This is a genomic window from Skermanella sp. TT6 (assembly GCF_016653635.2).
GTDB lineage: Bacteria > Pseudomonadota > Alphaproteobacteria > Azospirillales > Azospirillaceae > Skermanella > Skermanella cutis.
This window is the reverse complement of the sequence record NZ_CP067420.1, coordinates 4,473,732-4,495,779: the sequence shown is the minus strand read 5'-3', so window position 1 is coordinate 4,495,779 and position 22,048 is coordinate 4,473,732. Positions and strand designations below refer to the sequence as shown.

The following is a 22,048-nucleotide window of genomic DNA, read 5'->3' as shown; positions in this document are numbered from 1 at the left end:
CCCAGAATTCCAGGACGGACGGGTCCCAGGCGGACCACATGGCGGCGCGCATGCGCCGGATCGGCCGGGCCGGGGGCGCCTATTCCTTCTTCGTCAGGTTCATGAAGGTGGTGCTGCCGCTGCTCGCCTTCGGCCTGATCGCCCTGCTGGCGGCGTGGCCCCGCATCCAGGGCGTCGAGCAGTCGGCCCAGCGGCGCGATTCCGGCGAGCTCGAGATGATGCGGGCGCTCTATGTCGGGACCGACAGCCAGAACCGGCCGTTCTCGGTGACCGCCGACCGGGCGGTGCAGTCGACCAGCGAGCCCGGCGTGCTCGACCTCGTGCGGCCCCAGGCGGAACTGACCCTCCAGGACGGCACCTGGGTCGCGCTGAAGGCGGACCGGGGGCGTTACAACGACCAGACCGGCAAGCTCCTGCTGCTGGGCAACGCCAACCTGTTCCACGACAGGGGCTACGAGTTCAAGACGGACGAGGCCCATGTCGACGTCAATGCCGGGAACGCCTGGGGCGACCTGCCGGTGACCGGCCAGGGACCGTTCGGCGAACTGTTCGCCCAAGGCTTCCGGCTGTTCGACAGCGGCCAGACCATCGTCTTCACGGGCCATGCGCGGCTCAACCTGGCGCCCGGCCTGTCCGGTTCCAGCGCGCTTCCCGGCGCGGGCGCTTCTTCAGCCGAACCCCCGGCCACCGAATCTCCGGCCGCCGCTTTCCCGGTTACCGGGGCGGCCGACCCGGCCATCCCCGATGCGCCGCCCCGCGTCGCCGAGCGGGCGCCCCAAGAACAGTCCATACCGGAGCAGGTCGAGCGATGAACACGTGGTTTCGCAAATTGGTCCTTGCTTCGGGGGTCCTTGCTTCGGCGGCGTTCCTCGGCACCTTGGCGGCGACTCCGGCCCTGGCGCAGGGGGTGGGCGGCACGGGCGGGGACGGGCTCCCCATCGCGGTCGACGCCGATCAGGCCATCGAGTGGCACCAGGAACAGAAGGCCTATGTTGCCCGCGGCAACGCGGTCGCGAAACGCGGCGACGTCACCATCGAGGGCGACACGCTGGTGGCCTATTACCGCGACATCCCGTCCGGCGGGACCGAGATCTTCCGGCTGGCGGCCGACGGCAAGGTCCACATCTTCTCGCCGGAGCAGAACGTCTACGGCGACCGCGCCGTCTACGACGTGGACAAGCAGGTCGCGGTGGTCACCGGGTCCGACCTCAGGCTCGTCACCCCGACCGACGTGGTGACCGCCCGGGACAGCCTGGAATACTGGGAGGCGCAGAAGCTCGCCGTCGCCCGCGGCGACGCCGTGGCGGTGCGCGAGGCCAGCCGGGTGCGGGCCGACGTCCTGGTCGGGCTGTTCGCCGAAGGACCCGACGGGGCGCTGGAAATGACCCGCATCGACGCCCAGGGGAATGTCGTGATTACCACTCCCACCGATGTGGCGCGGGGACGGGAGGGCGTCTATAACCTCAAGACCAACATAGCGACCCTGACCGGTGACGTGCGCCTGACCCGGGGCGACAACCACCTGAACGGCCAGACCGCCGAGGTGAACATGAACACGGGAGTGAGCCGCCTGCTCGGCACCGGGAACCGCACCGGCGAACGCGTCCGCGGCCTGTTCGTCCCCGGCCAGCAGCCGGGCGGCGCCCAGCCCGCGCAACCCGCGCCCGCCCAGCCAGGACCCGCCCAACCAGGATCCGGAGGCACCGGCAATTGAGTATCCGGGAGTTCAGGAAGCCGGATCGTTCCGAAATCAGCACCCCATCCCCCCGGCCGGCGCTTCGGCCCGACGGCGGGCCGGCGCCGCGTCTGGTCGCCGACAACCAGGGGCTGAGGGCGAGCAATCTGGGAAAGCATTACAAGAAGCGGCCGGTCCTGCGCGACGTCAGCGTCACGGTCCAGCGCGGCGAGGCCGTGGGGCTGCTGGGGCCGAACGGCGCCGGCAAGACGACCTGCTTCTACATCATCACCGGCCTCATCTCGCCCGATTACGGCACCATCAGCCTGGACGGGCAGGACATCACGACCCTGCCCATGTACCGGCGGGCGCGCCTGGGCATCGGCTACCTGCCGCAGGAAGCGTCGATCTTCCGGGGATTGTCGGTGGAGAACAATATCCGCGCCGTGCTGGAAGTGGTCGAGTCGGACCGCGAAGCGCGCGAAACCATGCTCGACGAGCTGCTGGCGGAGTTCTCGATCTCCCACCTGCGCCGCACGCCGGCCCTGGCGCTGTCCGGCGGCGAACGCCGCCGCGTCGAGATCGCCCGCGCGCTCGCGTCCCAGCCGCATTTCATCCTGCTGGACGAGCCGCTGGCCGGAATCGACCCGATCGCGGTCAACGACATCCGCGAACTGGTGACCCATCTGCGCGACCGGGGTATCGGGGTACTCATAACTGATCACAATGTAAGAGAAACGCTCGACATCGTCGATCGGGCATACATTTTGCACGACGGTATGGTACTGATGGAGGGCGAGCCGTCGGAGATCGTGGCGCACAAGGATGTGCGCAGGGTCTATCTCGGCGAAAGGTTCAGCCTCTAACGACCCTCCTGGTGCCATGGCGCTTACACAACGTCTCGATCTCAGACAGACCCAGTCACTCGTCATGACTCCGCAGCTGCAGCAGGCGATCAAGCTGCTGCAGCTCTCCAACATGGAGCTTTCGGATTACGTCGACCGGGAGATCGAGCAGAACCCCCTGCTGGAACGCGACGAGGCGGAGTTCGGCGACGGCGGCGTCCAGGCCAACGGCGACGGCGCCGGGGCGCAGGGCGGGGCGGGCGAGGGGCCCCGCGAAGGCGGCATCGACCAGGCGGAGCTCGCGCCGGCCGTCGACGGCGCCGACCAGAGACAGCTCGATACCCATGAGCTGACCACGTCCGACCACATGGCCGGCGGCTCGGACGCGCCGCTCGACACCGATTTCGAGAATGTCTGGACCAACGGCAGCGCCGCCGACGGCGGCTTCGACGGGACCGAGGCTTTCGGCGACTGGTCGTCGAAGGGCGGCAGCGGCAGCTTCGAGGACGGCGAATACAATCTCGAGCAGACGCTGAGCGGCGAGACCAGCCTGCGCGACCACCTGATCGGCCAGCTCAACGTCGATATCGCCGATCCGGTGGACCGGCTGATCGGGCTGGCCCTGATCGACATGCTCGACGCCGCCGGCTATGTGACGGGCGACCTGGACGCCCTGGCCGAGCAGTTGAACTGCGAGCTCTCCCGGATCGAGGCGGTCCTGCGGCGGGTGCAGCGCTTCGACCCGCCCGGCGTCTTCGCCCGCAGCCTGAAGGAATGCCTGGAGATCCAGCTGCGCGAGCGCAATCGCCTCGATCCGGCGATACAGGCGATGCTGGACAACCTGGAGCTGCTGGCGGCCCGCAACGTCCCGGCGCTGCTCAAGGTCTGCGGCGTCGATGCCGAGGACCTGTCCGACATGGTGGCGGAGATCCGGACGCTCGATCCCAAGCCGGCCCTGCGTTTCGACCATCAGGTGGTGCAGACGGTCACCCCGGACATCCTGATGCGGCTGCAGCCGGGCGGCGGCTGGTTGATAGAGTTGAACACGGAAACCCTGCCGCGGGTGCTGATCAACCAGCGCTACTTCGCGCAGGTCAGCGGCGAGGTCCGCAACAAGGCCGAGAAGGAGTATATTTCCGAGCGGTTCAATTCCGCCAACTGGCTGGTGAAGTCCCTGCACCAGCGGGCCAACACGATCCTGAAGGTCGCGACCGAAATCGTCCGCCAGCAGGACCTGTTCTTCGTCAAGGGCGTGCAGTATCTGCGGCCCCTGATCCTGCGCGACATCGCGGAGGCGATCGGCATGCACGAGTCGACCGTCAGCCGTGTCACGACCAACAAGTTCATGGCGACTCCGCGCGGCGTGTTCGAGTTGAAGTACTTCTTCACCTCCTCGATCAACGGCGCCGGGGGAGAGGCCGCCCACTCGGCGGAGGCGGTGCGCTTCCGGATCAAGGCTCTCATCGACGGAGAGCCCCCGGAAGGCATCCTTTCCGACGACCGGATCGTCGAGATTCTCAAATCGGATGGGATCGAGATTGCGCGCCGCACGGTGGCAAAGTATCGTGAGGCCATGCGGATCCCGTCATCGGTCCAGCGCCGCCGCGAAAAGTCCATGAGACTGTGAGACTGACCCCGGCGGATCTGCGGTAGAAGGCCGGACTCCGCCAATCCGGGAACGGTTGCAGCCATGAGGCTGTTCGTCAACTTTGGGGAGGCGTCACCTTCGTCACGGCCCAGCAGTGACGTCGCCCTGCATGATCCCATCTACGGGCCCAGAACTCCGGACAACCTACGTCATGCACCTATCCGTCAAAGGCAAACAGCTTGACGTCGGGGACGCGCTGCGAACCCACGTCGATGAGAGCCTAACCGCCATCGTAGGCAAGTATTTCGGCCGTCCGATCGAGGCCAACGTGGTCTTCTCGCGCGAGGCCCACCTGTTCAAAGCCGATATTTCGGTGCATGTCGGCCGCAATATCCTGCTGCAGAGCAACGGCGAGGCCAACGAGCCCTATCCCGCCTTCGATACCGCCGCCGACAAGATCGCCAAGCGCCTTCGCCGCTACAAGCGCCGCCTGAAGGACCACCACAAGCATGGCGACAACGTCGAGGGAGCGGACGGCGCCGTAGCATTGGCCCCGCTCCCCGCGAGCCAGTACATCCTGGAAGCGGAGCCCGACGAAGCCCATATCGACGGGTATGACGAAGACACCCATGACGCAGCGCCCTCGCCGCAGGACGGCCACGACGGGCATCCCCAGCCCGTGGTCATCGCCGAGATGACCACCGCCATCGACACGCTCACGGTCAGCGAGGCCGTCATGCGCATGGACCTGGCCGAACTTCCGGCCCTGATGTTTCGCAACCGCGCCCATGGCGGCCTGAACATGATCTACCGCCGGCAAGACGGGAACGTCGGCTGGATCGATCCCAAAGGCACTGAGGGAGCCGACGCCTGACCAGGCGTCGCCGTAAAAGCATATGATTGATCTGATCACGCCCCAGAGCATCATCGCCAACCTGCGCGCCGGCAGCAAGAAGCAGGCGTTGCAGGAGCTGGCGAAGAAGGCGGCGGAACTGACCGGGCAGCACGAACGCGCGATCTTCGACGTGCTGCTCGAACGGGAAAGGCTCGGCACGACGGGCGTGGGGCATGGCATCGCCATTCCGCACGGCAAGCTTGCCAACCTGGACCGTGTCCATGGAGTCTTCGCCCGGCTCGAAAGACCGGTCGATTTCGACGCCATCGACGACCAGCCCGTCGACCTGATGTTTCTGCTGCTGGCGCCGGAAGCGGCGGGCGCGGACCACCTCAAGGCCCTGGCCCGGGTGTCCCGCCTGCTCCGCGACGGAACGATGTGCGACAAGCTGCGCGGCTCCGACAGTGCGGAAGCCATCTATGCGCTGCTGACCCAGGGCGAGGCGAGTCACGCCGCCTGAACCGGCGGCCATGCCCTGGCATGGACCCGCGGGCCGGCCCGTTCCCCTGGACCGGGCCGGCCCGCGGGCGACGACCTAACCGGTCAGCCCTCCCATTCCGGCAGTTTCCGCTCGAAATAGGCGATCGTCCGCGCCAAGCCTTCCTTCAGCGGGACCGTCGGCTCCCAATCCAGCTTTTCCTTCGCGCGGGAAATGTCCGGCCGGCGTTGCGTCGGGTCGTCCTGGGGCAGGGGCTTGAAGACCATCTCGGATTTCGACCCGGTCATGTCGATCACCAGTTCCGCGAGCTGCCGGATGGTGAATTCCCCCGGATTGCCCAGGTTGATCGGTCCGATAACGTCGTCGGGCGCCGCCATCAGGCGGACGAAGCCCTCGATCAGGTCTTCCACGTAGCAGAAGGACCGCGTCTGGCTGCCGTCGCCGTAGAGCGTCACCGGCTCGCCCCGCAGGGCCTGCACGATGAAGTTGGACACCACGCGGCCGTCCTGCGGATGCATGCGCGGCCCATAGGTGTTGAAGATCCGGGCGACCCGGATGTTCAGCCGGTACTGGCGGTGATAGTCGAAGAACAGCGTCTCGGCGCAGCGCTTCCCCTCGTCGTAGCAGGCGCGCGGGCCGATCGGGTTTACGTTGCCCCAGTATCCCTCGGTCTGCGGATGGATCGACGGGTCGCCGTAGACTTCGCTGGTCGAGGCCTGGAAGACCTTGGCCTTCACCCTCTTGGCCAGTCCCAGTATGTTGATCGCCCCGTGCACGCTGGTCTTGACGGTCTGGACCGGGTCGAACTGGTAATGGATCGGCGATGCGGGGCACGCCAGATTATAGATCTCGTCCACTTCCACATAGAGCGGGAAGGTGATGTCGTGGCGGATCACTTCGAAATAGGGATTGTCCAGCAGGTGGACGATATTCTCGCGCGATCCCGTGAAGTAATTGTCGACGCATATGACTTCGCATCCTTCGCCAAGCAGCCGCTCGCACAGGAATGACCCGAGGAACCCGGCGCCACCGGTGACCAGCACCCGTTTACGTCCATACATTCGCCCTTACCCCTTTTCTTGGTCCGGCGCAGTATGCCCGCGCCCCCGCCCACTGGCAATCCGCTGTCCCGGGCCGGCCGGGATCGCAGAGGCGTGACAACCGCGCCGTTTGTGCTATCACTCGCGTCGAGCCGCTCAGTTCTGGAGAAACCGTTGCCAATCCCGTCAATACCGGCGAACGAACCGCTGGTCCTGGCCTTGCCGAAGGGGCGCATCCTGCAGGAGGTCCGGCCCATGCTGGACCGCGTCGGGATCGTGCCGGAACCGGCTTTCGACGACGAGAACAGCCGCCAGCTCCGGTTCGCCACCAGCCTTCCGCATATCAGCATCATCCGGGTCCGCTCCTTCGACGTCGCGACCTTCGTCGCGTTCGGGGCCGCCCATCTCGGCGTCGCCGGCAACGACGTGCTGATGGAGTTCGATTATCCGGAGATCTACGCCCCGCTCGACCTCGGGATCGGCAAGTGCCGGCTCAGCGTCGCGGAACCCGAGGAGATGGTGGAAGGCGACGATCCGGCGCGCTGGAGCCATATCCGGGTGGCGACCAAGTATCCCGAGATCACCCGGCGACATTTCGCCGCGCGCGGCGTCCAGGCCGAATGCATCAAGCTGAACGGGGCCATGGAACTGGCGCCGACGCTGGGCCTGTGCCGCCGGATCGTCGACCTCGTGTCCAGCGGCTCGACCCTGCGTGCCAACGGCCTTGTGGAGATCGAGAGGATCGCAGAGATTACGTCGCGCCTGGTCGTCAACCGGGCCGCCTACAAGACCCGGCCGGAGGAGATCGGCGGCTGGATCGACAGTTTCAGGGATGCCGTTGATGCCGCTTGACCTTGACAGCCGCGACTCGGGGTTCGAGGCGGCCTTCGCCGGCCTGCTGGGCGCGAAGCGGGAAACCCAGGAGGACGTCCAGAACGCCGTCTCCGCGATCCTGGCCGACGTACGCCAGCGCGGCGATGCGGCCGTGCTGGATTATACCGCCCGGTTCGACCGCGTCACGCTGACGGCCGGCACCATGCGCGTCGCACCGGAAGAGGTCGACGGGGCGGTCGCCTCCATCGATCCCGGCCTGCTGGACAGCCTCGAGATCGCCGCCGCCAGGATCGAGGATTTCCACCGGCGGCAGAAGCCCGAAGCCCTGTCCTACACGGACGGGGCCGGCGTCCGCCTCGGCGCCCGCTGGACCGCGGTGGGATCGGTCGGCCTCTATGTACCCGGCGGCACCGCGGCCTATCCCAGCTCGGTGCTGATGAACGCGCTGCCGGCCAAGGTCGCGGGCGTGGAACGGGTCACCATGGTCGTGCCGACGCCCGACGGGAAGCTCAACCCGCTGGTGCTGGCGGCCGCCCGGCTCGCCGGCGTGGACGAGATCTACCGGATCGGCGGCGCCCAGGCGGTCGGCGCGCTGGCCTACGGGACGGAGACCATCCGCCCGGTGGACAAGATCGTCGGGCCCGGCAACGCCTACGTCGCGGCCGCCAAGCGGCAGGTCTTCGGCACCGTCGGCATCGACATGATCGCCGGCCCGTCGGAGATCCTGGTGGTGGCCGACGGCGCCAACGATCCCGCCTGGATCGCCGCCGACCTGCTGTCCCAGGCGGAGCACGATACCAGCGCCCAGGCGATCCTGATCACCGACGACTCCGGTTTCGCCGAAGCCGTCAAGCGGGCGGTGGACGGTCACCTGAAGACGCTGCCGCGCGCAGCCATCGCGGGCGAGAGCTGGCGCGAGCACGGCGCGGTCATCGTGGTTTCGCACCTCGACGAGGCGGTGCCGCTGGTCGACCGCCTAGCGCCGGAGCACCTGGAACTGGCGGTGGCCGACCCGGACGCGCTGGCCGCCCGCATCCGCAACGCCGGCGCCATCTTCCTCGGCCGGCACACGCCCGAAGCCATCGGCGACTATGTCGCAGGGCCGAACCACGTGCTGCCGACGGCGCGGAGCGCCCGGTTCTCGTCCGGTCTCAACCTGCTCGACTTCATGAAGCGCACGACCCTGGTCGGGTGCGACCCGGGCAGCCTCGGCGCCATCGGACCCGCCGCCGTGGCGCTGGCCGAAGCCGAGGGACTCGGCGCGCACGCGCTTTCCGTGTCGATCCGACTGAATGGAGCCCCCCGGTGACAGAATCCAACCACCGCATCGTTCATGTCGCCCTCGACGAGCGCAGCGTCGTCCGGCGCAGCGCCGAGGTCGAGCACGAACGGGCGGTGGCGATCTTCGACCTGCTCGAGGACAATCTTTTCCGGCCGGACGAATGCCCCGACTCCGGCCCCTATCACCTCCATCTCAGCATGGAGGACAACCGCATGCTGTTCGACATCCGGGATACCGCCGACCAGGACCTGAGCAAGGTCCTGCTGCCGCTGACCCCGTTCCGGACCATCGTGCGCGACTACTTCATGATCTGCGACAGTTATTACAAGGCGATCAAGAAGGCGTCGCCGTCGCAGATCGAGGCGATCGACATGGGACGGCGCGGCCTTCACAACGAAGGGTCCGAGCTGTTGCGCGAACGGCTCGCCGGCAAGGTCCAGGTGGACCACAACACGGCGCGCCGGCTGTTCACCCTGATCTGCGTCCTGCATATCCGCGGGTGACGGGGGCGGAGCGGACGCACATGGACGACCCGAACAGCGCGTTCGACAGCGCCAACGTCACCAGCGTGCTGTTCGCCTGCACCTACAATGCGATCCGGTCGCCGATGGCCGAAGCGCTGATGAAGCATTTCCACGGCCATCGCATCTATGTGGATTCGGTCGGCGTGCGCGAGGGCGAGCCCGACCCCTTCGTCATCGCCGTGATGGACGAGATCGGCATCGATCTGTCGCGGCACCGCTGCAAGACCTTCGACTTCCTGGAGGACACCTCGTTCGACCTGGTGATCTCCCTGTCGCCGGAGGCCCAGCACCGGGCCGTCGAGATGACCCGGACCATGGCCTGCGACGTCGAGTTCTGGAACACCCTCGACCCCTCGATGATCGACGGCAACCGCGAGACCCGCCTCAGCTTCTACCGCCAGGTCCGCGACACGCTGAGCCGGCAGATCAAGACCCGTTTCCCGATCATCGGGGGCCCGACGGTCTGACAGCAAGGAATTCCCCTCATGGTACTCGCACTGGTGTTGCACAGCCTGGCCGCAGCGGTCTGGGTCGGCGGCATGTTCTTCGCCTACATGGCCCTGCGGCCGGCGGCCGGCGCGCTGGAGCCGCCCCAGCGGCTGACCCTGTGGCGGGGGACGTTCGATCGCTTCTTTCCCTGGGTCTGGGCGGCGGTAGCGGCATTGCTGGTCAGCGGCTATGCCATGATCTTCCTGCATTTCGGCGGGTTCTCCGGGGCGGGGCTGCATGTCCACGTCATGCACGGCATCGGGCTGGTCATGATGGCCCTGTTCGCCCACCTGTTCTTCGCGCCCTGGCGGCGCCTCAAGGCGGCGGTCGATGCCGAAAACTGGGCCGAAGGCGGGCGCAACCTCGGCCAGATCCGCCGGATCGTCGGCATCAACCTGATCCTGGGGCTGGTGACCGTGGCGGTCGGGGCCAGCGGGCGGTATTGGCCGATGTGATCCTTGCGCCCGCCTCCCTCGACAGAAAGGGGTATTTCCTTTCTGTTCGACACACGATCGTGCTAACCTGCCTGACTGAATGCAGCTTGGCAGGCGGCGGATCGACGGCATGGTTGAAGATCATTTCCAAACTACTTTCGATGGTCCTTCGGTCAGGCATGGCGAGGATTACCCGCCTGTATCCAGCCCCGTCGAAGAGGGCTCCTCCGGAAAGACCAGTCTTGTTCCGGACGAAACTTCGGTCAAAGCCAAAGTCGACAGGCTTTTGTCGGAGGCTGGCTTGTCCCTGTCCGAGCCAACCCAGTTCGAACTGATGGTCATGGCGATCAATCGCATCGAAGGTGCTCATCAGGACGAAACCAACCGAGGCTTGGCGCTGCTGGTGCGCGAAGGAAGGATCTCACGTGAGCAATCAATGCGCCTCGCGATCGCTCATGCCAAGCAGGTCTGAACAACTCTGGTGATGCCGCGTCACGAAGATGGGCGGGTCCAAGAACTGACCCTGGGTGGACACGACCCTTACGTCACGTCTTCAGGCGTGTTGAGGAATCGATTCGGGCTGACTGACCCAGCCGATATCAAGGCGGCGGAAGCCGATTTCGTAGCCAACCGGTCGGCTTAAGCGCTGGAATATCTCCGGGCCCAGGCCCGCTTCACCTTCGATGTCTGGAAACACGTCCACCGCATCCTGTTCCAGGACCTTTACGACTGGGCGGGGGAGCCGCGCTCGATCAACATGGGGCGCGAGGGAAAGATCGTGTTCAACACGGCGGCGGAGATCCCTATGGAAGCCGCCGCCGTACTCGACCGCGTCGAGCGATCGGCCGACTTCGCCGCCGAGATGGGTTCCTTCTACGCCGAGATGAATTTCCAGCACCCTTTCCGCGAGGGCAACGGCCGGACGTTGAAGCTGCTGTTCTCGGCCATCGCGCTCCGCCGCGGTCTCCTCATCGACTGGAGCCGGCTGGACCTGGAGGAATACACGGGAGCGCTCGCCCATTGGCAGCGGACCCTGGACGCCTCCCGGATCCAGGCGGTCCTCACCGCCTGCGCCCGGCCGGCAGAACCGGAAGACACGCTCTGACCGGATCGACCACGGCCTCCCGGCGCTTGTTGCCACATCCATAAGCCGTTACGCTTCCTTCCCGAAGCGCCGCCGTCAGAGCGGTCGAACCAGGGAGGAGGGCAGCGCCATGGCATCCGTCGGGATCGCCCAGGTCCGCAAGGCCTATGGGCAGCACGAAGTCATCCACGGAATCGACATCGACATCATGGACGAGGAATTCGTCGTGCTGGTCGGCCCCAGCGGCTGCGGCAAGTCCACGCTGCTGCGCATGGTCGCCGGGCTGGAGCAGATCACCGCGGGCGAGATCGCGATCGGCGGGACCGTGGTCAACCTGGTGCCCCCGAAGGAGCGGGACATCGCCATGGTGTTCCAGAACTACGCGCTCTATCCCCACATGACCGTCTACGACAACATGGCCTTCAGCCTGAAGCTGCGGAAGGCCGACCAGGGCATGGTCGAGAAGCGGGTGCGCGAGGCGGCCGACATCCTGGGGTTGGTCCCCTATCTCGACCGCTATCCGCGCCAGCTCAGCGGCGGGCAGCGTCAGCGGGTCGCCATGGGCCGGGCCATCGTGCGCGACCCGCAGGTGTTCCTGTTCGACGAGCCGCTGTCCAACCTGGACGCCAAGCTGCGGGTGCAGATGCGGACCGAGATCAAGGCGCTGCACCAGCGCCTGCGCACCACGTCCATCTATGTCACCCACGACCAGGTGGAGGCCATGACCATGGCCGACCGCATCGTGGTCATGCATGACGGCCATGTCGAGCAGATCGGCACGCCGCTGGAATTGTATGATTTCCCGGCCAACACCTTCGTGGCCGGCTTCATCGGGTCTCCCTCGATGAACTTCTTCGACGGGACTTTCCGGCGGGACGGCCGAAGCGCCTGGGTCGAGGCCGCCGGGGGCGTCAGGTTCCCGGTGGAGCCGTTGACGCGGGCCTCGGATGGGCAGGCGGTGACCTACGGCATCCGCCCCGGCCACCTCACCCTGGTGAGCGACTCGTCCGAGGCGGGCATCCAGGCCCGGATCCAGGTGATCGAGCCGACCGGCGACGACACCGTGGTGTTCTGCCGGATGGCCGAGCAGGAAGCCTGCGCCATGTTCGTCGAGCGCCACGACTTCTGGCCCGGCGATACCATCAGGCTGATGCCGAAGCTGGCCAGCGGCCACGTCTTCGACGCCACCACCGGGCAGCGTCTCTAGGGCTGCGCCCGATCAGGTCGGCCCGCATCGCCTCCGCCCTCCATCGAGCCGTAGGTTGCGCCCATGGCGCAACACGGTGCTCCAGGCTCCGGCCGCCCGGTCAGCCGTTGACGACCGACCCGCCGTTGGGGTGGAGGACCTGGCCGGTCATGTAGGAGGCGTCGTCCGAGGCCAGGAACACGTAGCAGGGCGCCACCTCCTCCGGCTGGCCGGCACGGCCGAGCGGCACGTTCCCGCCGAACTGCTCGACCTTGTCCTCCGGGAAGGTGGAGGGGATCAGCGGCGTCCAGATCGGTCCGGGAGCGACGCCGTTGACCCGGATGCCCTTCTCCGCCAGGGACTGGCTGAGCGAGCGGGTGAAGGCGACGATGGCGCCCTTGGTCGAGGAATAGTCGAGCAGCTGCGGGCTGCCCTTGTACGCCGTGACCGACGTGGTGTTGATGATCGTGGCGCCTTCCTTCAGGTGGGGCAGGGCCGCCTTGGTCAGGAAGAAGTATGCGAAGATGTTGGTCCGGAAGGTCCGTTCGAGCTGTTCGGCGGTGATCTCCTCCAGCGACGACTTCGGGTGCTGCTCGGCCGCGTTGTTGACCAGGATGTCGAGCTTGCCGAACTGCTCCACCGTGCGGTCGACCACCTGGCGGCAGAAGGACTCTTCGCCCAGGTCGCCCCGGAGCGTCAGGCAGCGCCGGCCCTCGTTCTCGACCAGCTTCTTGGTTTCCTGGGCGTCGTTGTCCTCCGCCAGATAGACGATCGCGACGTCGGCGCCTTCGCGGGCGAACAGGACGGCGGTCGACCTGCCGATACCGCTGTCGCCCCCGGTGATCAGGGCCACCTTGTCCTGGAGCTTGTCGCTGCCCTTGTAGTCGCGCCGGGCGAACTGCGGCTTGGGCGTCATCTCGGTTTCGCGGCCCGGCTGCTGGTCCTGATGCTGCGGCGGCTGCTGTTGCTCCGGTGCCATCGGAACTCCTTTTTACGCTGGCTTGCGGTAGGGCGGGAACTGCCGTTCCAACAAGCCCGTTTCCGTTTCGTCTCGGACTGGCGGGGTATACTTCCTATGATAATATGCCAGGGTGCCTCCTTTAGGTTTGCTCCGCCTGTCCGGTGCATCCATAAAGTGACTTCACCCTTTAAAAGGATGCACCCGATGCACCTGCTCCGAAGGTCTGGGTTTCAGACAAACTGTTCATCTTCCAAACTGTCCTAGTTGTTGTCTTTTTGCTATGGAGGGCTTCATGAGCCAGCGGCACGAGGTCAAGATCGAGCAAGAGCTCCACGGCCTGCTCGACAAGGCGATGGGAACCGCCGACAGCGATACCCTCGCCCGTCTGCACGACCTCCTGCTCTACATGAGCGAAGGTGCCGACCTGCTCGACTACAGCTTCGACATTCCTGACGGGTTGGAGCACAAGCCCATCTTCAAGCGCATGCTGCTGAGCCAGCAGCTCCTGAGCGAGACGCCCCTGGGGCGTGCCTGAAATCGTCCGATTCGGACTATCGACGGGTATTGATCGGGGGATGTAACCAAATCTTCACGGCACCGGCCCGCCGGCCGCGCTATGTCCCGCACCGTCTATCCTCAAGCGGCAAAGGGGTGAGCCTGGGTGGCGGGTCTGGTTCTCGACGGAGTTACGAAGCGTTTCGGACAGGCGGCGGCGGTCGACAGGGTCGGCCTCGCCGTCGCCAACGGTGAGTTCCTGGCCGTGCTCGGTCCTTCGGGGTGCGGCAAGACCACGCTGCTGCGGCTGATCGCCGGTTTCGAGCAGGTCGACGGCGGATCGATCACGATCGGCGACCGCCTGGTGTCGGCGCCTCGGCACCATGTCCCCGCCGAACGGCGCCGGGTCGGCATCGTCTTCCAAAGCTACGCCCTGTGGCCGCACCTGACCGTCGCGGGCAATGTCGGCTACCCGCTGACGGTCGCCGGCATCCGGGGGCAAGCCTACGAGGCCCGCGTCGATGCGGCGCTCGACCTGGTCGGCCTCGCCGGATACGGGGCACGCCGCCCGGCGGAGCTGAGCGGCGGCCAGCGCCAGCGGGTGGCGCTGGCGCGCTGCCTCGTGATGGAGCCCTCGCTCGTCCTGCTGGACGAGCCGCTGGCCAACCTGGACGTCCATCTCCGCGCCTCCATGGAGGACGAGTTCGCCGCCTTCCACGCCAAGACCGGCGCCACCATGGTCTACATCACCCATGACCAGGCCGAGGCCATGGCGCTGGCCGACCGGATCGCCGTGATGGACGGCGGTCGCATCGTCCAGGTGGCGCCGCCGCGCAGCCTCTATGCCGAACCGGAGACCCCGATGGTCGCCGGCTTCATCGGCAAGGGCGCCGTGGTCGAGGTGACCGTGCTGGAGGTCGAGGACGCCCGGGCCCTGGTCCGCATCGGCGATGCCACGGCCCGCCTCCGCTGCCGCGCGGGCACCACAGCCGGGCCGGCGCTCGCCTGCCTGCGCCCGGAAGGGCTCGTCCCGGGCGGGGAGGGGCTCGCCGCGACCGTCCGGCGGGCGACCTACAAGGGCGGCGCGACCTCCCTCGAGGTCGTCCCCGACGCCCTGCCGGACGCAAGCCTGCCCCTGCTGATCGGCGACGGCCCGGTGCCGGAGCCGGGAGCGCCGCTGCGGGTCTCGGTCCGGGACGGCTGGGTGATTCCCGCAGCCCGGTGAGGCGGGCTCAAGCCTGCCAGGGCAGCACGCCGGGCGGCAGGCGGCGGGCCAGCAGCGATGCGGCCAGCATGATCGCCAGGATGGCGGCGACCGCGATCACCGAGACGGCGGCCGCCAGCACCGTGCTGCCGCTCTCCTCCAGCGAATAGACCACGACCCCCAGGGTCTCCGCTCCCGAGGACCACAGCAGGATCGAGACCGTCAGCTCGTTGAACGAGGTGAGGAACACCAGGATGCCGCCGGCCGCCGCGACCGGGGCCGCCATCGGCACGATCACGGTGCGCAGGCGGTGGACCAGCCCGGCGCCGCACATCTGCGCCGCTTCCTCCATCGCCGGGTCCAGGGTGTGGAAGCCGGCGATCACCGGCCGGAGCGCCAGGGACAGGAAGCGGGCCAGGTAGGCCACCAGGATGATCCACACCGTGCCGTACAGGGTCAAGTCGAGCAGCGGCAGCGGCCGGATGAACACCAGGATCGTCGCGATGCCGAGCACTACGCCGGGCAGGGCATAGGGCAGTTCCGCCAGCAGGTTCAGCACGCGGAGCACCCGGTTCCGGCGCCAGACCACGAAATAACCCAGCGGAACCGCGACGCAGACCAGCAGCGCCGAGGCTCCCGCCGCCAGCAGGAAGGAGTTGCGGAAGGCCCTGCTGGTGGCGTCGTGGACCAGCAGCACGTGGAGATAGTTGGCCAGGGTCACGGACGCGGCGTCCAGCGGCGCCCCGTAGACGCGGACCAGCGACGTGGTGACCAGTGCCGCCAGCGGCACCACCACGATCATCAGGATCACCAGCCAGCAGGCCGCCTCGACCGCCGGGCGCAGGGCGCCGAGCCGGTAGTCGAGCGGCCGGGCGGAGGATCCGGCCGTGCGGAAGTCCCGCCGGGCGAGGAGCCAGCCCTGGAGCGCCACTCCGGCGAAGGCGATCAGGCCGACCAGCACCGACAGCACCGCCACGTCGGACAGCACCGCCGGCCCGAATCCGGCCAACCTCTGATAGATCAGCGTCGGCAGCACGGTGATCCCCGCCGGGATGCCCAGCAGGGCGGGGATGCCGAAATTCCCGATGGAGGAGACGAAGGCCAGCGCCGTGCCCGCGATCAGCGACGGCGCCGCCAGCGGCAGCACCACCGTCGCCAGCACCCGCCAGCGCCCGGCGCCCGCCGCCTGGGCGGCCTCGACCAGCTCGCGCGGGATCGCCCGCAGCCCGGCCCGCAGCGCCAGGAACACCAGCGCCGACTGCTCGATGCCCATCAGCAGGACGATGCCGCCCCTGCCGTAGAGCGGGTTGGGCGTGCCGGGCGGCGGCGCCATGCCCAGGGTCTTCAGCAGGACGCTCGACGGGCCGAACAGGTGGATCCAGGACAGCGCCGTGATCTGCGGCGGGATCATCAGCGGCAGCATGAAGCAGAATACCAGCGCCGGCTTGCGGCGCAGGTCGGTCAGCGCGACCAGCAGCGCGAAGGCGCCGCCCAGCGCCACCGCCAGCGCGGTCGCCCCCAGGCTGAGGGTCAGGCTGTTGCCGGTCGCCCGCCAGGTCGCGGGCGAGGACAGCACGCGGGCCAGGATGCCGGCCGCCTCGCCGCCGCGCGGGGCCAGGGCCTCGGCGATCAGGCGGACCATCGGCAGCACCGACACGATCCCGACGAGGACCGCCAGCACCGCCAGCATCGCCGTGTCCGCCCCCGGCAAGCGGCGGCCGGGCACCTCGAGGCCGGAGTGAAGGGCCATCAGCCGCCGAACAGGTCGGCGAAGGCCATCTTGTTGGCTTGGTCCTCGGCCAGCGCCTTGGCGCTGTCGAGCGGCAGCACCTTGATCTCGCTCAGCCGGGGGAAGCCCTTGGGCGGCGCCACGTCCGGGTGCGCCGGCAGGAAGCCCTGGGCCGATGCCAGTTCCTGACCCTCGCGCGACAGCAGGAAGGAGACGAATTCCTGCGCGGCTTCGGGGTTGCGCGCGGTGGACAGGATCGCGACCGGCTCCGACACGGCGCTGACGCCGTCGGTGGGGAAGACGAACTCGACCGGCGCGCCCTTCAGGTTCTCGCGGATCGGAAGATAGTCGATCAGCACGCCGTACAGCTTCTCGCCGCCGGCCACGGCCGTCATCACGCCGCCGTTGCCCCGGACCGCGACCGCGCCGTTGGCCTGGAGCTTCTCGAAGTAATCCATGCCCAGGCCGGGCGCGTCCTTCAGCGTCGCCATGTGGATCGCCGCGGCGCCGGAATAGAGCGGGCTCGGCATGCTGACCAGGTTCCTGGCCTCGGGCTTCAGCAGGTCGGCCCACGCGGTCGGCTTCATCTTGGCGTTCTTGTTGTACGCGATGCCGGTGGTGATCAGCTTGGTGCCGAAATAGGTCAGGTCGGGGTCGTACAGGCCCGCCTGATAGTCGCCGATCGGCGCCTTCTCGAACCTGGCCAGCCGGTCGTCCTGCTTCAGGCTTTCCATGGTGACCGCGTCGGCGATCAGCAGGACGTCCGGCTGCGGCGACCCGGCCTGGAACTCGGCGCGCAGGCGGTTCATCAGGTCTGTGGTGCCGCTCCGGGTCCACTCGACCTCGACGCCCGGATGCAGCTTCTTGAACTCGTCCACCGTCTGCTGGGCGTCCGCCTCGAGCTGCGAGGTGTACAGCACCAGCTTGCCGGACGCGGCGGACGCCGCCGGCGACCAGAATGCGGCGGCGACCGCGCCGAGCAGGCCTGCCGCGGCGCCGAGATACGTCTTCATGCCCTGTCTCCAACCTTCGTCTTTATTGAACTAGAAAGGCTTGAGACGGGACCATGGCCCAGATGGATGACGCCGCGGCGTCGTTTTCGTGAAGGATCGGTTACACGTCCGTGGCCCGGACGAGCCCGCTCAAGACGTCGGGATGTGCCTCATGGCCTGGCGCGCCCACAGGTTTTCCGCCTCGTCCAGCAGGTTCGCGGCGTCGTGCAGCAGGCTGTGGGTGCGCAGGATATCGGCCTCGTGCCGCATGATCAGCTGGTCGAGGCGATCGGCGAGATCCGCTCCGGGGGTCGCCAGCGAGACGCGCAGGCCGTGCAGCCGGACGAAACCGCGGGCGATCCGGTCGCTTTCCGCCTTGAGCAGGTCCAGCCGGTCGCGCAGCTCACCCAATCGGTCGCGGTGGACCGACTGTGCTTCGGGTTCGGGTTCCAGGGTGAAGGTGTCGGGTGCCATGATGCCGATCTCGCGGAAAAAGCGGGGCGGGGAGAACGGCGACACCTTGCCAGTTATGGTTAAAATCAATCTTAAGGCGTGCGGCGCGGCGCCGTGACAAAATTGGGCCGAGCCTGGAAACGGCTCCGGGCGCCTCTCCCCCGCAGGTGGAAAGGCGCCCGGCTCGCGGCGAAGCCTTACTTGGCGGCTTCGTTCAGGTAGGCGATCAGGTTCTTCAGGTCGTCTTCCTTCTTGATCCCGGCGAAGGCCATCTTGTTGCCGGCGATGAAGCCCTTGGGATCGGCCAGGTACTTGGCGAGGTTCTCGTCGTTCCAGGTGAGATTGGCGTTCTTCATCGCCGGGGAGTAGGCGAAGCCCTCCACGGTGCCCGACTGGCGGCCGATCAGGCCGTGCAGGGACGGGCCGACGCCCTTCTTGCCCGCCTCGAGGCTGTGGCAGGCCTTGCAGGCCCGGAAGACCTTCTCGCCGTCGGCAGCACTCTGGGCCGACGCGGCGGACACACCCGCCATCAGGGCGAGGCCGGCCGCCAGGCCGAACAACACTTGCTTCTTCATTCCGTGATTCCTCGTGGATTATGACCAGCTTTGGCCGGCACTCTGGAGAGTGCCGGCAATCTACACGAATGATCCATAAATCCGAGCGGCCAATCAGCCGCAGGCGGCGACCGCCCTCTTGGCCATGACCTTGACCAGGCTGGCCCGGTACTCGGCGCTGGCATGGATGTCGGCGTTGAGGCCGTCGGCATCCACTGTCAAAGCGTCCAGCGCCGCCGGGTCCAGGCCGCCGGCCAGGGCCTGCTCGGCCTCGGTCCAGCGATACACCGACGGGGCGGCGCCGGTCACCGCCACCCGGACGCTGCCGCCGGTCTCGGCGACGAACACGCCGACCGTGGCGTAGCGGCTGGCCGGGTTGGGGAACTTGACGTAGGCCGCCTTGCCCGGCTTCGGGAAGGCCACCGCCGTCACGATCTCGTTCGGCTCCAGCGCGGTCTCGAACATGCCGGTGAAGAAGTCCTCCGCCGCGAGGGTCCGCGTCGTGGTGCGGACCGTGGCGCCCAGCCCGACCAGGGCCGCGGGATAGTCGGCCGACGGGTCGTTGTTGCAGATCGACCCGCCCAGGGTGCCGCGGTTGCGTACCTGGGCGTCGCCGATCCCCTCCGCCAGCTTGGCCAGGGCCGGGATCAGGCGCTGGACCACGGCGCTGGCAGCGACCTCGGCGTGCGGCGTGGTGGCCCCGATCACCAGGGTGTCGCCCTCCTCCCGGATGCCGCGCAGCTCGGCCACGGCGCCCAGGTCGACCACGTCGCTCGGCTGGGCCAGCCGCTGCTTCAGCGTCGGGATCAGCGTCTGGCCGCCGGCCAGGATCTTGGCGTCCTCGTTGCCGGAAGCGAGCCGGGCGGCGTCCGCCAGCGTCGTCGGGCGGTGATACTCGAATGCGTACATGGCTCTTTTCCTCCCCGATCGCTTATTCGGCCGCCAGCGGAACGGAAGCGCCCTGGATGGCGCGCCAGACCCGCTCCGGCGTCGCCGGCATGTCGATATGCCCGATGCCCAGATCCGCCAGCGCGTCCACCACGGCGTTCATGACCGTGGCGCTGCCGCCGATCGCTCCCGCCTCGCCGCAGCCCTTGACGCCGAGGGGATTGTGGGTGCAGGGCGCCTCCTCGTGGTACTGCACGGTGAAGCTCGGCACGTCGTCCGCCCGCGGCATGCAGTAATCCATGTAGGAGCCGGTCAGCAGCTGGCCGGTGTCCGGGTCATAGACGCAGTTCTCCAGCAGGGCCTGGCCGATGCCCTGGACGATGCCGCCATGGACCTGGCCCTCGACCACCATCGGGTTGATCACCCGGCCGAAATCGTCCACCGCCACGAACTTCTCGATCCTGACGACGCCGGTCTCCGGGTCGATCTCGACCTCGGCGATCTGGGTGCCGTTGGGATAGGTGAAGTTCTTGGGGTCGTAGAAGGCCTGCTCGTCCAGGCCCGGCTCGATCTCGTCGAGCGGGAAGTTGTGCGGCACGTAGGCCGACAGCGCCACGTCGCCGATGCCCAGGCTCCGGTCGGTGCCGGCCACGGTGAAGCGGCCCTGGTCGAAGACGATGTCGGTCTCCGCCGCCTCCAGCATGTGCGCCGCGATCTTCTTCGCCTTGTTCACCACCTTGTCCATCGCCTTGACGATGGCCGAGCCGCCGACCGCCAGCGAGCGCGAGCCGTAGGTGCCCATGCCGAACGGCACCTTGGAGGTGTCGCCGTGGACGATCTCGACGTTCTCGATCGGGATGCCGAACCGGTCGGACACGAGCTGGGCGAAGGTCGTCTCGTGGCTCTGGCCGTGGCTGTGGGAGCCGGTGAAGACGGTCACCGAGCCGGTCGGGTGGAAGCGCACCTCGCCGGACTCGTACAGCCCCGCCCGGGCTCCCAGGGCGCCGGCCACGTTGCTGGGCGCGATGCCGCAGGCCTCGATGTAGCTGGCGAGCCCGATGCCGCGCAGCTTGCCCCGGGCCTTCGCCTCCGCCTTGCGGGCCGGGAAGCCCTTGTAGTCGATCAGTTCCAGCGCCTGGTCCAGGTTCTTCTCGAACAACCCGCAGTCGTACTGCAAGGCTACCGGCGTGTCGTACGGCATGGCCGTCGGCGGGATGAAGTTGCGCCGGCGCAGCTCGGTCTTGTCGATGCCCATCTCGCGCGCCGCGTTCTCGACGATGCGCTCGACCAGGTAGCAGGCTTCCGGCCGCCCGGCGCCGCGATAGGCGTCCACCGGCACGGTATGGGTGAAGACCGCCTTGACCTCGGCATAGATCGCCGGGGTCGAGTACTGCCCGGCCAGCAGGGTCGCGTACAGGTAGGTCGGGATCGACGGGGCGAAGGTGGACAGATAAGCCCCCATGTTCGCCAGCGTGTGGACCCGCAGCCCCAGGAACCTGCCGTCGGCGTCCAGCGCCAGCTCGGCGTGGGTGACGTGGTCGCGGCCGTGGGCGTCGGACACGAAGCTCTCCGACCGCTCGGCCACCCACTTGATCGGCCGGCCGATCTTCCGCGACGCCCAGGTGACGATCGCCTCCTCGGCATAGTGGTAGATCTTGGAACCGAAGCCGCCGCCCACGTCGGGAGCGATGACCCGCAGCTTGTGCTCGGGGATGCCCAGCACGAAGGCGCCCATCAGCAGGCGGATCACGTGCGGGTTCTGGCTGGTCGTCCACAAGGTATAGTCGCCGGTGGCGCGATCGTACTCGCCGATCGCCGCGCGGGGCTCCATCGCGTTGGGCACCAGCCGGTTGTTGATCAGGTCCAGCTTGGTGACATGGGCGGCCTTGGCGAAGGCGGCGTCGGTCGCGGCCTTGTCGCCCAGGTGCCAGTCGTAGCAGATGTTGCCGGCCGCCTGCTCGTGGACCAGAGGGGCGCCGTCCTTCAGCGCCGCGGTCGAGGTGGTGACGGCCGGAAGCTCGTCATAGTCCACCATGATCAGCTCGGCGGCGTCCTTGGCCTGGTCGCGGCTCTCGGCGATCACCACCGCGACCTGGTCGCCGACATGGACCACCCGGTCCAGCACCAGCGGCGGATGCGGCGGCTCGACCATCGGGCTGCCGTCCTTGGAATGGATCAGCCAGCCGCAGGGCAGGCCGTTGACCTTGTCGGCCGCGATGTCCTGCCCGGTGAAGACCGCGACGACGCCGGGCGCCGCCAGCGCCGCCGAGGTGTCGATGCCCTTGATCCGCGCGTGGGCGTAGGGCGAGCGCAGGATATAGGCGTGGGTCTGGTTCGGCCGGTTGATGTCGTCGGTGTAGGTGCCCTGGCCGGTCAGGAAGCGGAAGTCCTCGCGGCGGCGGACGGAGGCGCCGATGCCGGTGACGTTGCCGTTGGCGGGAGAGTTCGACATGGTTG

General features: G+C 67.7%; 25 protein-coding genes. 16 read left to right on the top strand and 9 right to left on the bottom strand.

The features are described 5' to 3' along the window. Positions 1 to 38: 38 nt before the first annotated feature. From lptC to ptsN, 6 genes are all read left to right on the top strand, one after another. A complete protein-coding gene (gene lptC / locus IGS68_RS20960; RefSeq protein ID WP_201073454.1) occupies positions 39 to 812 on the top strand; it encodes an LPS export ABC transporter periplasmic protein LptC in 774 nt (257 codons plus the stop codon). Further along, a complete protein-coding gene (locus tag IGS68_RS20955) occupies positions 809 to 1,714 on the top strand; it encodes an LptA/OstA family protein (RefSeq protein WP_201073451.1) in 906 nt (301 codons plus the stop codon). Before lptC ends, IGS68_RS20955 begins: the two co-directional genes overlap by 4 nt. Before the next feature lie 92 nt (positions 1,715 to 1,806). Next, a complete protein-coding gene (gene lptB, locus IGS68_RS20950) occupies positions 1,807 to 2,541 on the top strand; it encodes an LPS export ABC transporter ATP-binding protein (RefSeq protein ID WP_247881406.1) in 735 nt (244 codons plus the stop codon). A 16-nt stretch (positions 2,542 to 2,557) separates the two neighbouring features. After that, entirely contained in the window at positions 2,558 to 4,147 is a 1,590-nt protein-coding gene (rpoN, locus tag IGS68_RS20945; protein ID WP_201073450.1) for an RNA polymerase factor sigma-54, read from the top strand. A gap of 172 nt (positions 4,148 to 4,319) precedes the next feature. Next, positions 4,320 to 4,982, top strand: a complete 663-nt coding sequence (gene hpf / locus IGS68_RS20940) for a ribosome hibernation-promoting factor, HPF/YfiA family (RefSeq protein ID WP_201073448.1) — start codon at positions 4,320 to 4,322, stop codon at positions 4,980 to 4,982. 22 nt (positions 4,983 to 5,004) lie between these two features. Next, positions 5,005 to 5,463 (top strand): PTS IIA-like nitrogen regulatory protein PtsN, encoded by a 459-nt coding sequence (gene ptsN, locus IGS68_RS20935; RefSeq protein ID WP_201073446.1) that lies wholly within the window; start codon positions 5,005 to 5,007, stop codon positions 5,461 to 5,463. An 83-nt stretch (positions 5,464 to 5,546) separates the two neighbouring features. Here the strand turns inward: ptsN and IGS68_RS20930 are convergent, their stop codons facing one another. Further along, positions 5,547 to 6,503: a UDP-glucuronic acid decarboxylase family protein gene (locus IGS68_RS20930; protein ID WP_201073444.1), complete on the bottom strand. Its 957-nt coding sequence runs from the start codon at positions 6,501 to 6,503 to the stop codon at positions 5,547 to 5,549. 153 nt (positions 6,504 to 6,656) lie between these two features. On the opposite strand from IGS68_RS20930, the gene hisG reads away from it, so the two are divergent. The 6 genes from hisG (at position 6,657) to IGS68_RS20900 (ending at position 10,517) form a co-directional block, all read left to right on the top strand. Continuing rightward, positions 6,657 to 7,334 (top strand): ATP phosphoribosyltransferase, encoded by a 678-nt coding sequence (gene hisG / locus IGS68_RS20925; protein WP_371821830.1) that lies wholly within the window; start codon positions 6,657 to 6,659, stop codon positions 7,332 to 7,334. After that, the gene (gene hisD / locus IGS68_RS20920) at positions 7,324 to 8,625 is read left to right on the top strand and encodes a histidinol dehydrogenase (RefSeq protein WP_201073435.1); all 1,302 of its coding nucleotides are present in this window, start codon (positions 7,324 to 7,326) and stop codon (positions 8,623 to 8,625) included. Before hisG ends, hisD begins: the two co-directional genes overlap by 11 nt. Continuing rightward, entirely contained in the window at positions 8,622 to 9,101 is a 480-nt protein-coding gene (locus IGS68_RS20915; protein WP_201073433.1) for a UPF0262 family protein, read from the top strand. The genes hisD and IGS68_RS20915 overlap by 4 nt, the downstream gene beginning before the upstream one ends. 20 nt (positions 9,102 to 9,121) lie before the next feature. After that, positions 9,122 to 9,589, top strand: a complete 468-nt coding sequence (locus tag IGS68_RS20910) for an arsenate-mycothiol transferase ArsC (protein ID WP_201073431.1) — start codon at positions 9,122 to 9,124, stop codon at positions 9,587 to 9,589. Positions 9,590 to 9,607: 18 nt separating this feature from the next. Continuing rightward, the gene (locus tag IGS68_RS20905; RefSeq protein WP_201073429.1) at positions 9,608 to 10,066 is read left to right on the top strand and encodes a CopD family protein; all 459 of its coding nucleotides are present in this window, start codon (positions 9,608 to 9,610) and stop codon (positions 10,064 to 10,066) included. Positions 10,067 to 10,175: 109 nt separating this feature from the next. After that, complete coding sequence (locus IGS68_RS20900; protein ID WP_201073427.1) at positions 10,176 to 10,517, top strand: hypothetical protein; 342 nt, start codon at positions 10,176 to 10,178, stop codon at positions 10,515 to 10,517. Positions 10,518 to 10,598: 81 nt separating this feature from the next. Here the strand turns inward: IGS68_RS20900 and IGS68_RS20895 are convergent, their stop codons facing one another. Next, complete coding sequence (locus IGS68_RS20895; RefSeq protein ID WP_201073425.1) at positions 10,599 to 10,742, bottom strand: hypothetical protein; 144 nt, start codon at positions 10,740 to 10,742, stop codon at positions 10,599 to 10,601. On the opposite strand from IGS68_RS20895, the gene IGS68_RS20890 reads away from it, so the two are divergent. Together IGS68_RS20890 and IGS68_RS20885 are read left to right on the top strand one after the other, a co-directional pair. Next, on the top strand, positions 10,692 to 11,150 hold the full coding sequence (locus IGS68_RS20890) for a Fic/DOC family protein (protein ID WP_201081557.1): 459 nt from the start codon (positions 10,692 to 10,694) through the stop codon (positions 11,148 to 11,150). The genes IGS68_RS20895 and IGS68_RS20890 overlap by 51 nt on opposite strands. Before the next feature lie 109 nt (positions 11,151 to 11,259). Then, complete coding sequence (locus IGS68_RS20885) at positions 11,260 to 12,336, top strand: ABC transporter ATP-binding protein (RefSeq protein WP_201073423.1); 1,077 nt, start codon at positions 11,260 to 11,262, stop codon at positions 12,334 to 12,336. Positions 12,337 to 12,436: 100 nt separating this feature from the next. Here the strand turns inward: IGS68_RS20885 and IGS68_RS20880 are convergent, their stop codons facing one another. Continuing rightward, on the bottom strand, positions 12,437 to 13,294 hold the full coding sequence (locus IGS68_RS20880; RefSeq protein ID WP_201073421.1) for an SDR family oxidoreductase: 858 nt from the start codon (positions 13,292 to 13,294) through the stop codon (positions 12,437 to 12,439). 274 nt (positions 13,295 to 13,568) lie between these two features. Here IGS68_RS20880 and IGS68_RS20875 point away from each other — a divergent pair, with 274 nt between their 5' ends. Further along, positions 13,569 to 13,811, top strand: a complete 243-nt coding sequence (locus IGS68_RS20875; protein WP_201073419.1) for a hypothetical protein — start codon at positions 13,569 to 13,571, stop codon at positions 13,809 to 13,811. Between the two features lie 126 nt (positions 13,812 to 13,937). Next, positions 13,938 to 14,996, top strand: coding sequence for an ABC transporter ATP-binding protein (locus IGS68_RS20870; RefSeq protein WP_201073417.1), 1,059 nt, complete (start codon positions 13,938 to 13,940; stop codon positions 14,994 to 14,996). A gap of 7 nt (positions 14,997 to 15,003) precedes the next feature. On the opposite strand, the gene IGS68_RS20865 is transcribed toward IGS68_RS20870, so the two are convergent. From IGS68_RS20865 to IGS68_RS20840, 6 genes are all read right to left on the bottom strand, one after another. Then, complete coding sequence (locus IGS68_RS20865) at positions 15,004 to 16,725, bottom strand: ABC transporter permease (RefSeq protein WP_201073415.1); 1,722 nt, start codon at positions 16,723 to 16,725, stop codon at positions 15,004 to 15,006. Then, the gene (locus IGS68_RS20860) at positions 16,725 to 17,717 is read right to left on the bottom strand and encodes an ABC transporter substrate-binding protein (protein WP_201073412.1); all 993 of its coding nucleotides are present in this window, start codon (positions 17,715 to 17,717) and stop codon (positions 16,725 to 16,727) included. Before IGS68_RS20860 ends, IGS68_RS20865 begins: the two co-directional genes overlap by 1 nt. A 129-nt stretch (positions 17,718 to 17,846) precedes the next feature. Then, complete coding sequence (locus tag IGS68_RS20855; protein WP_201073411.1) at positions 17,847 to 18,170, bottom strand: hypothetical protein; 324 nt, start codon at positions 18,168 to 18,170, stop codon at positions 17,847 to 17,849. Between the two features lie 176 nt (positions 18,171 to 18,346). After that, positions 18,347 to 18,724 (bottom strand): c-type cytochrome, encoded by a 378-nt coding sequence (locus IGS68_RS20850; protein ID WP_201073409.1) that lies wholly within the window; start codon positions 18,722 to 18,724, stop codon positions 18,347 to 18,349. Positions 18,725 to 18,817: 93 nt separating this feature from the next. Further along, positions 18,818 to 19,612, bottom strand: coding sequence for an FAD binding domain-containing protein (locus IGS68_RS20845; protein WP_201073406.1), 795 nt, complete (start codon positions 19,610 to 19,612; stop codon positions 18,818 to 18,820). 22 nt (positions 19,613 to 19,634) lie between these two features. Next, positions 19,635 to 22,043: a xanthine dehydrogenase family protein molybdopterin-binding subunit gene (locus IGS68_RS20840; RefSeq protein WP_201073404.1), complete on the bottom strand. Its 2,409-nt coding sequence runs from the start codon at positions 22,041 to 22,043 to the stop codon at positions 19,635 to 19,637. Between the last annotated feature and the right edge of the window lie 5 nt (positions 22,044 to 22,048).

What these genes read in the sequence shown, in the direction of transcription:
- hpf (WP_201073448.1), top strand. Translation starts at nt 4,320, where the DNA reads ATGCACCTATCCGTCAAAGGCAAACAGCTTGACGTCGGGGACGCGCTG.
- IGS68_RS20850 (WP_201073409.1), bottom strand. Translation starts at nt 18,724, where the DNA reads ATGAAGAAGCAAGTGTTGTTCGGCCTGGCGGCCGGCCTCGCCCTGATG.
- IGS68_RS20860 (WP_201073412.1), bottom strand. Translation starts at nt 17,717, where the DNA reads ATGAAGACGTATCTCGGCGCCGCGGCAGGCCTGCTCGGCGCGGTCGCC.
- IGS68_RS20875 (WP_201073419.1), top strand. Translation starts at nt 13,569, where the DNA reads ATGAGCCAGCGGCACGAGGTCAAGATCGAGCAAGAGCTCCACGGCCTG.
- IGS68_RS20905 (WP_201073429.1), top strand. Translation starts at nt 9,608, where the DNA reads ATGGTACTCGCACTGGTGTTGCACAGCCTGGCCGCAGCGGTCTGGGTC.
- IGS68_RS20885 (WP_201073423.1), top strand. Translation starts at nt 11,260, where the DNA reads ATGGCATCCGTCGGGATCGCCCAGGTCCGCAAGGCCTATGGGCAGCAC.
- IGS68_RS20880 (WP_201073421.1), bottom strand. Translation starts at nt 13,294, where the DNA reads ATGGCACCGGAGCAACAGCAGCCGCCGCAGCATCAGGACCAGCAGCCG.
- IGS68_RS20865 (WP_201073415.1), bottom strand. Translation starts at nt 16,725, where the DNA reads ATGGCCCTTCACTCCGGCCTCGAGGTGCCCGGCCGCCGCTTGCCGGGG.
- IGS68_RS20955 (WP_201073451.1), top strand. Translation starts at nt 809, where the DNA reads ATGAACACGTGGTTTCGCAAATTGGTCCTTGCTTCGGGGGTCCTTGCT.
- IGS68_RS20900 (WP_201073427.1), top strand. Translation starts at nt 10,176, where the DNA reads ATGGTTGAAGATCATTTCCAAACTACTTTCGATGGTCCTTCGGTCAGG.
- IGS68_RS20910 (WP_201073431.1), top strand. Translation starts at nt 9,122, where the DNA reads ATGGACGACCCGAACAGCGCGTTCGACAGCGCCAACGTCACCAGCGTG.
- IGS68_RS20840 (WP_201073404.1), bottom strand. Translation starts at nt 22,043, where the DNA reads ATGTCGAACTCTCCCGCCAACGGCAACGTCACCGGCATCGGCGCCTCC.
- IGS68_RS20930 (WP_201073444.1), bottom strand. Translation starts at nt 6,503, where the DNA reads ATGTATGGACGTAAACGGGTGCTGGTCACCGGTGGCGCCGGGTTCCTC.
- ptsN (WP_201073446.1), top strand. Translation starts at nt 5,005, where the DNA reads ATGATTGATCTGATCACGCCCCAGAGCATCATCGCCAACCTGCGCGCC.
- IGS68_RS20855 (WP_201073411.1), bottom strand. Translation starts at nt 18,170, where the DNA reads ATGGCACCCGACACCTTCACCCTGGAACCCGAACCCGAAGCACAGTCG.
- IGS68_RS20845 (WP_201073406.1), bottom strand. Translation starts at nt 19,612, where the DNA reads ATGTACGCATTCGAGTATCACCGCCCGACGACGCTGGCGGACGCCGCC.
- hisD (WP_201073435.1), top strand. Translation starts at nt 7,324, where the DNA reads ATGCCGCTTGACCTTGACAGCCGCGACTCGGGGTTCGAGGCGGCCTTC.
- lptC (WP_201073454.1), top strand. Translation starts at nt 39, where the DNA reads ATGGCGGCGCGCATGCGCCGGATCGGCCGGGCCGGGGGCGCCTATTCC.
- rpoN (WP_201073450.1), top strand. Translation starts at nt 2,558, where the DNA reads ATGGCGCTTACACAACGTCTCGATCTCAGACAGACCCAGTCACTCGTC.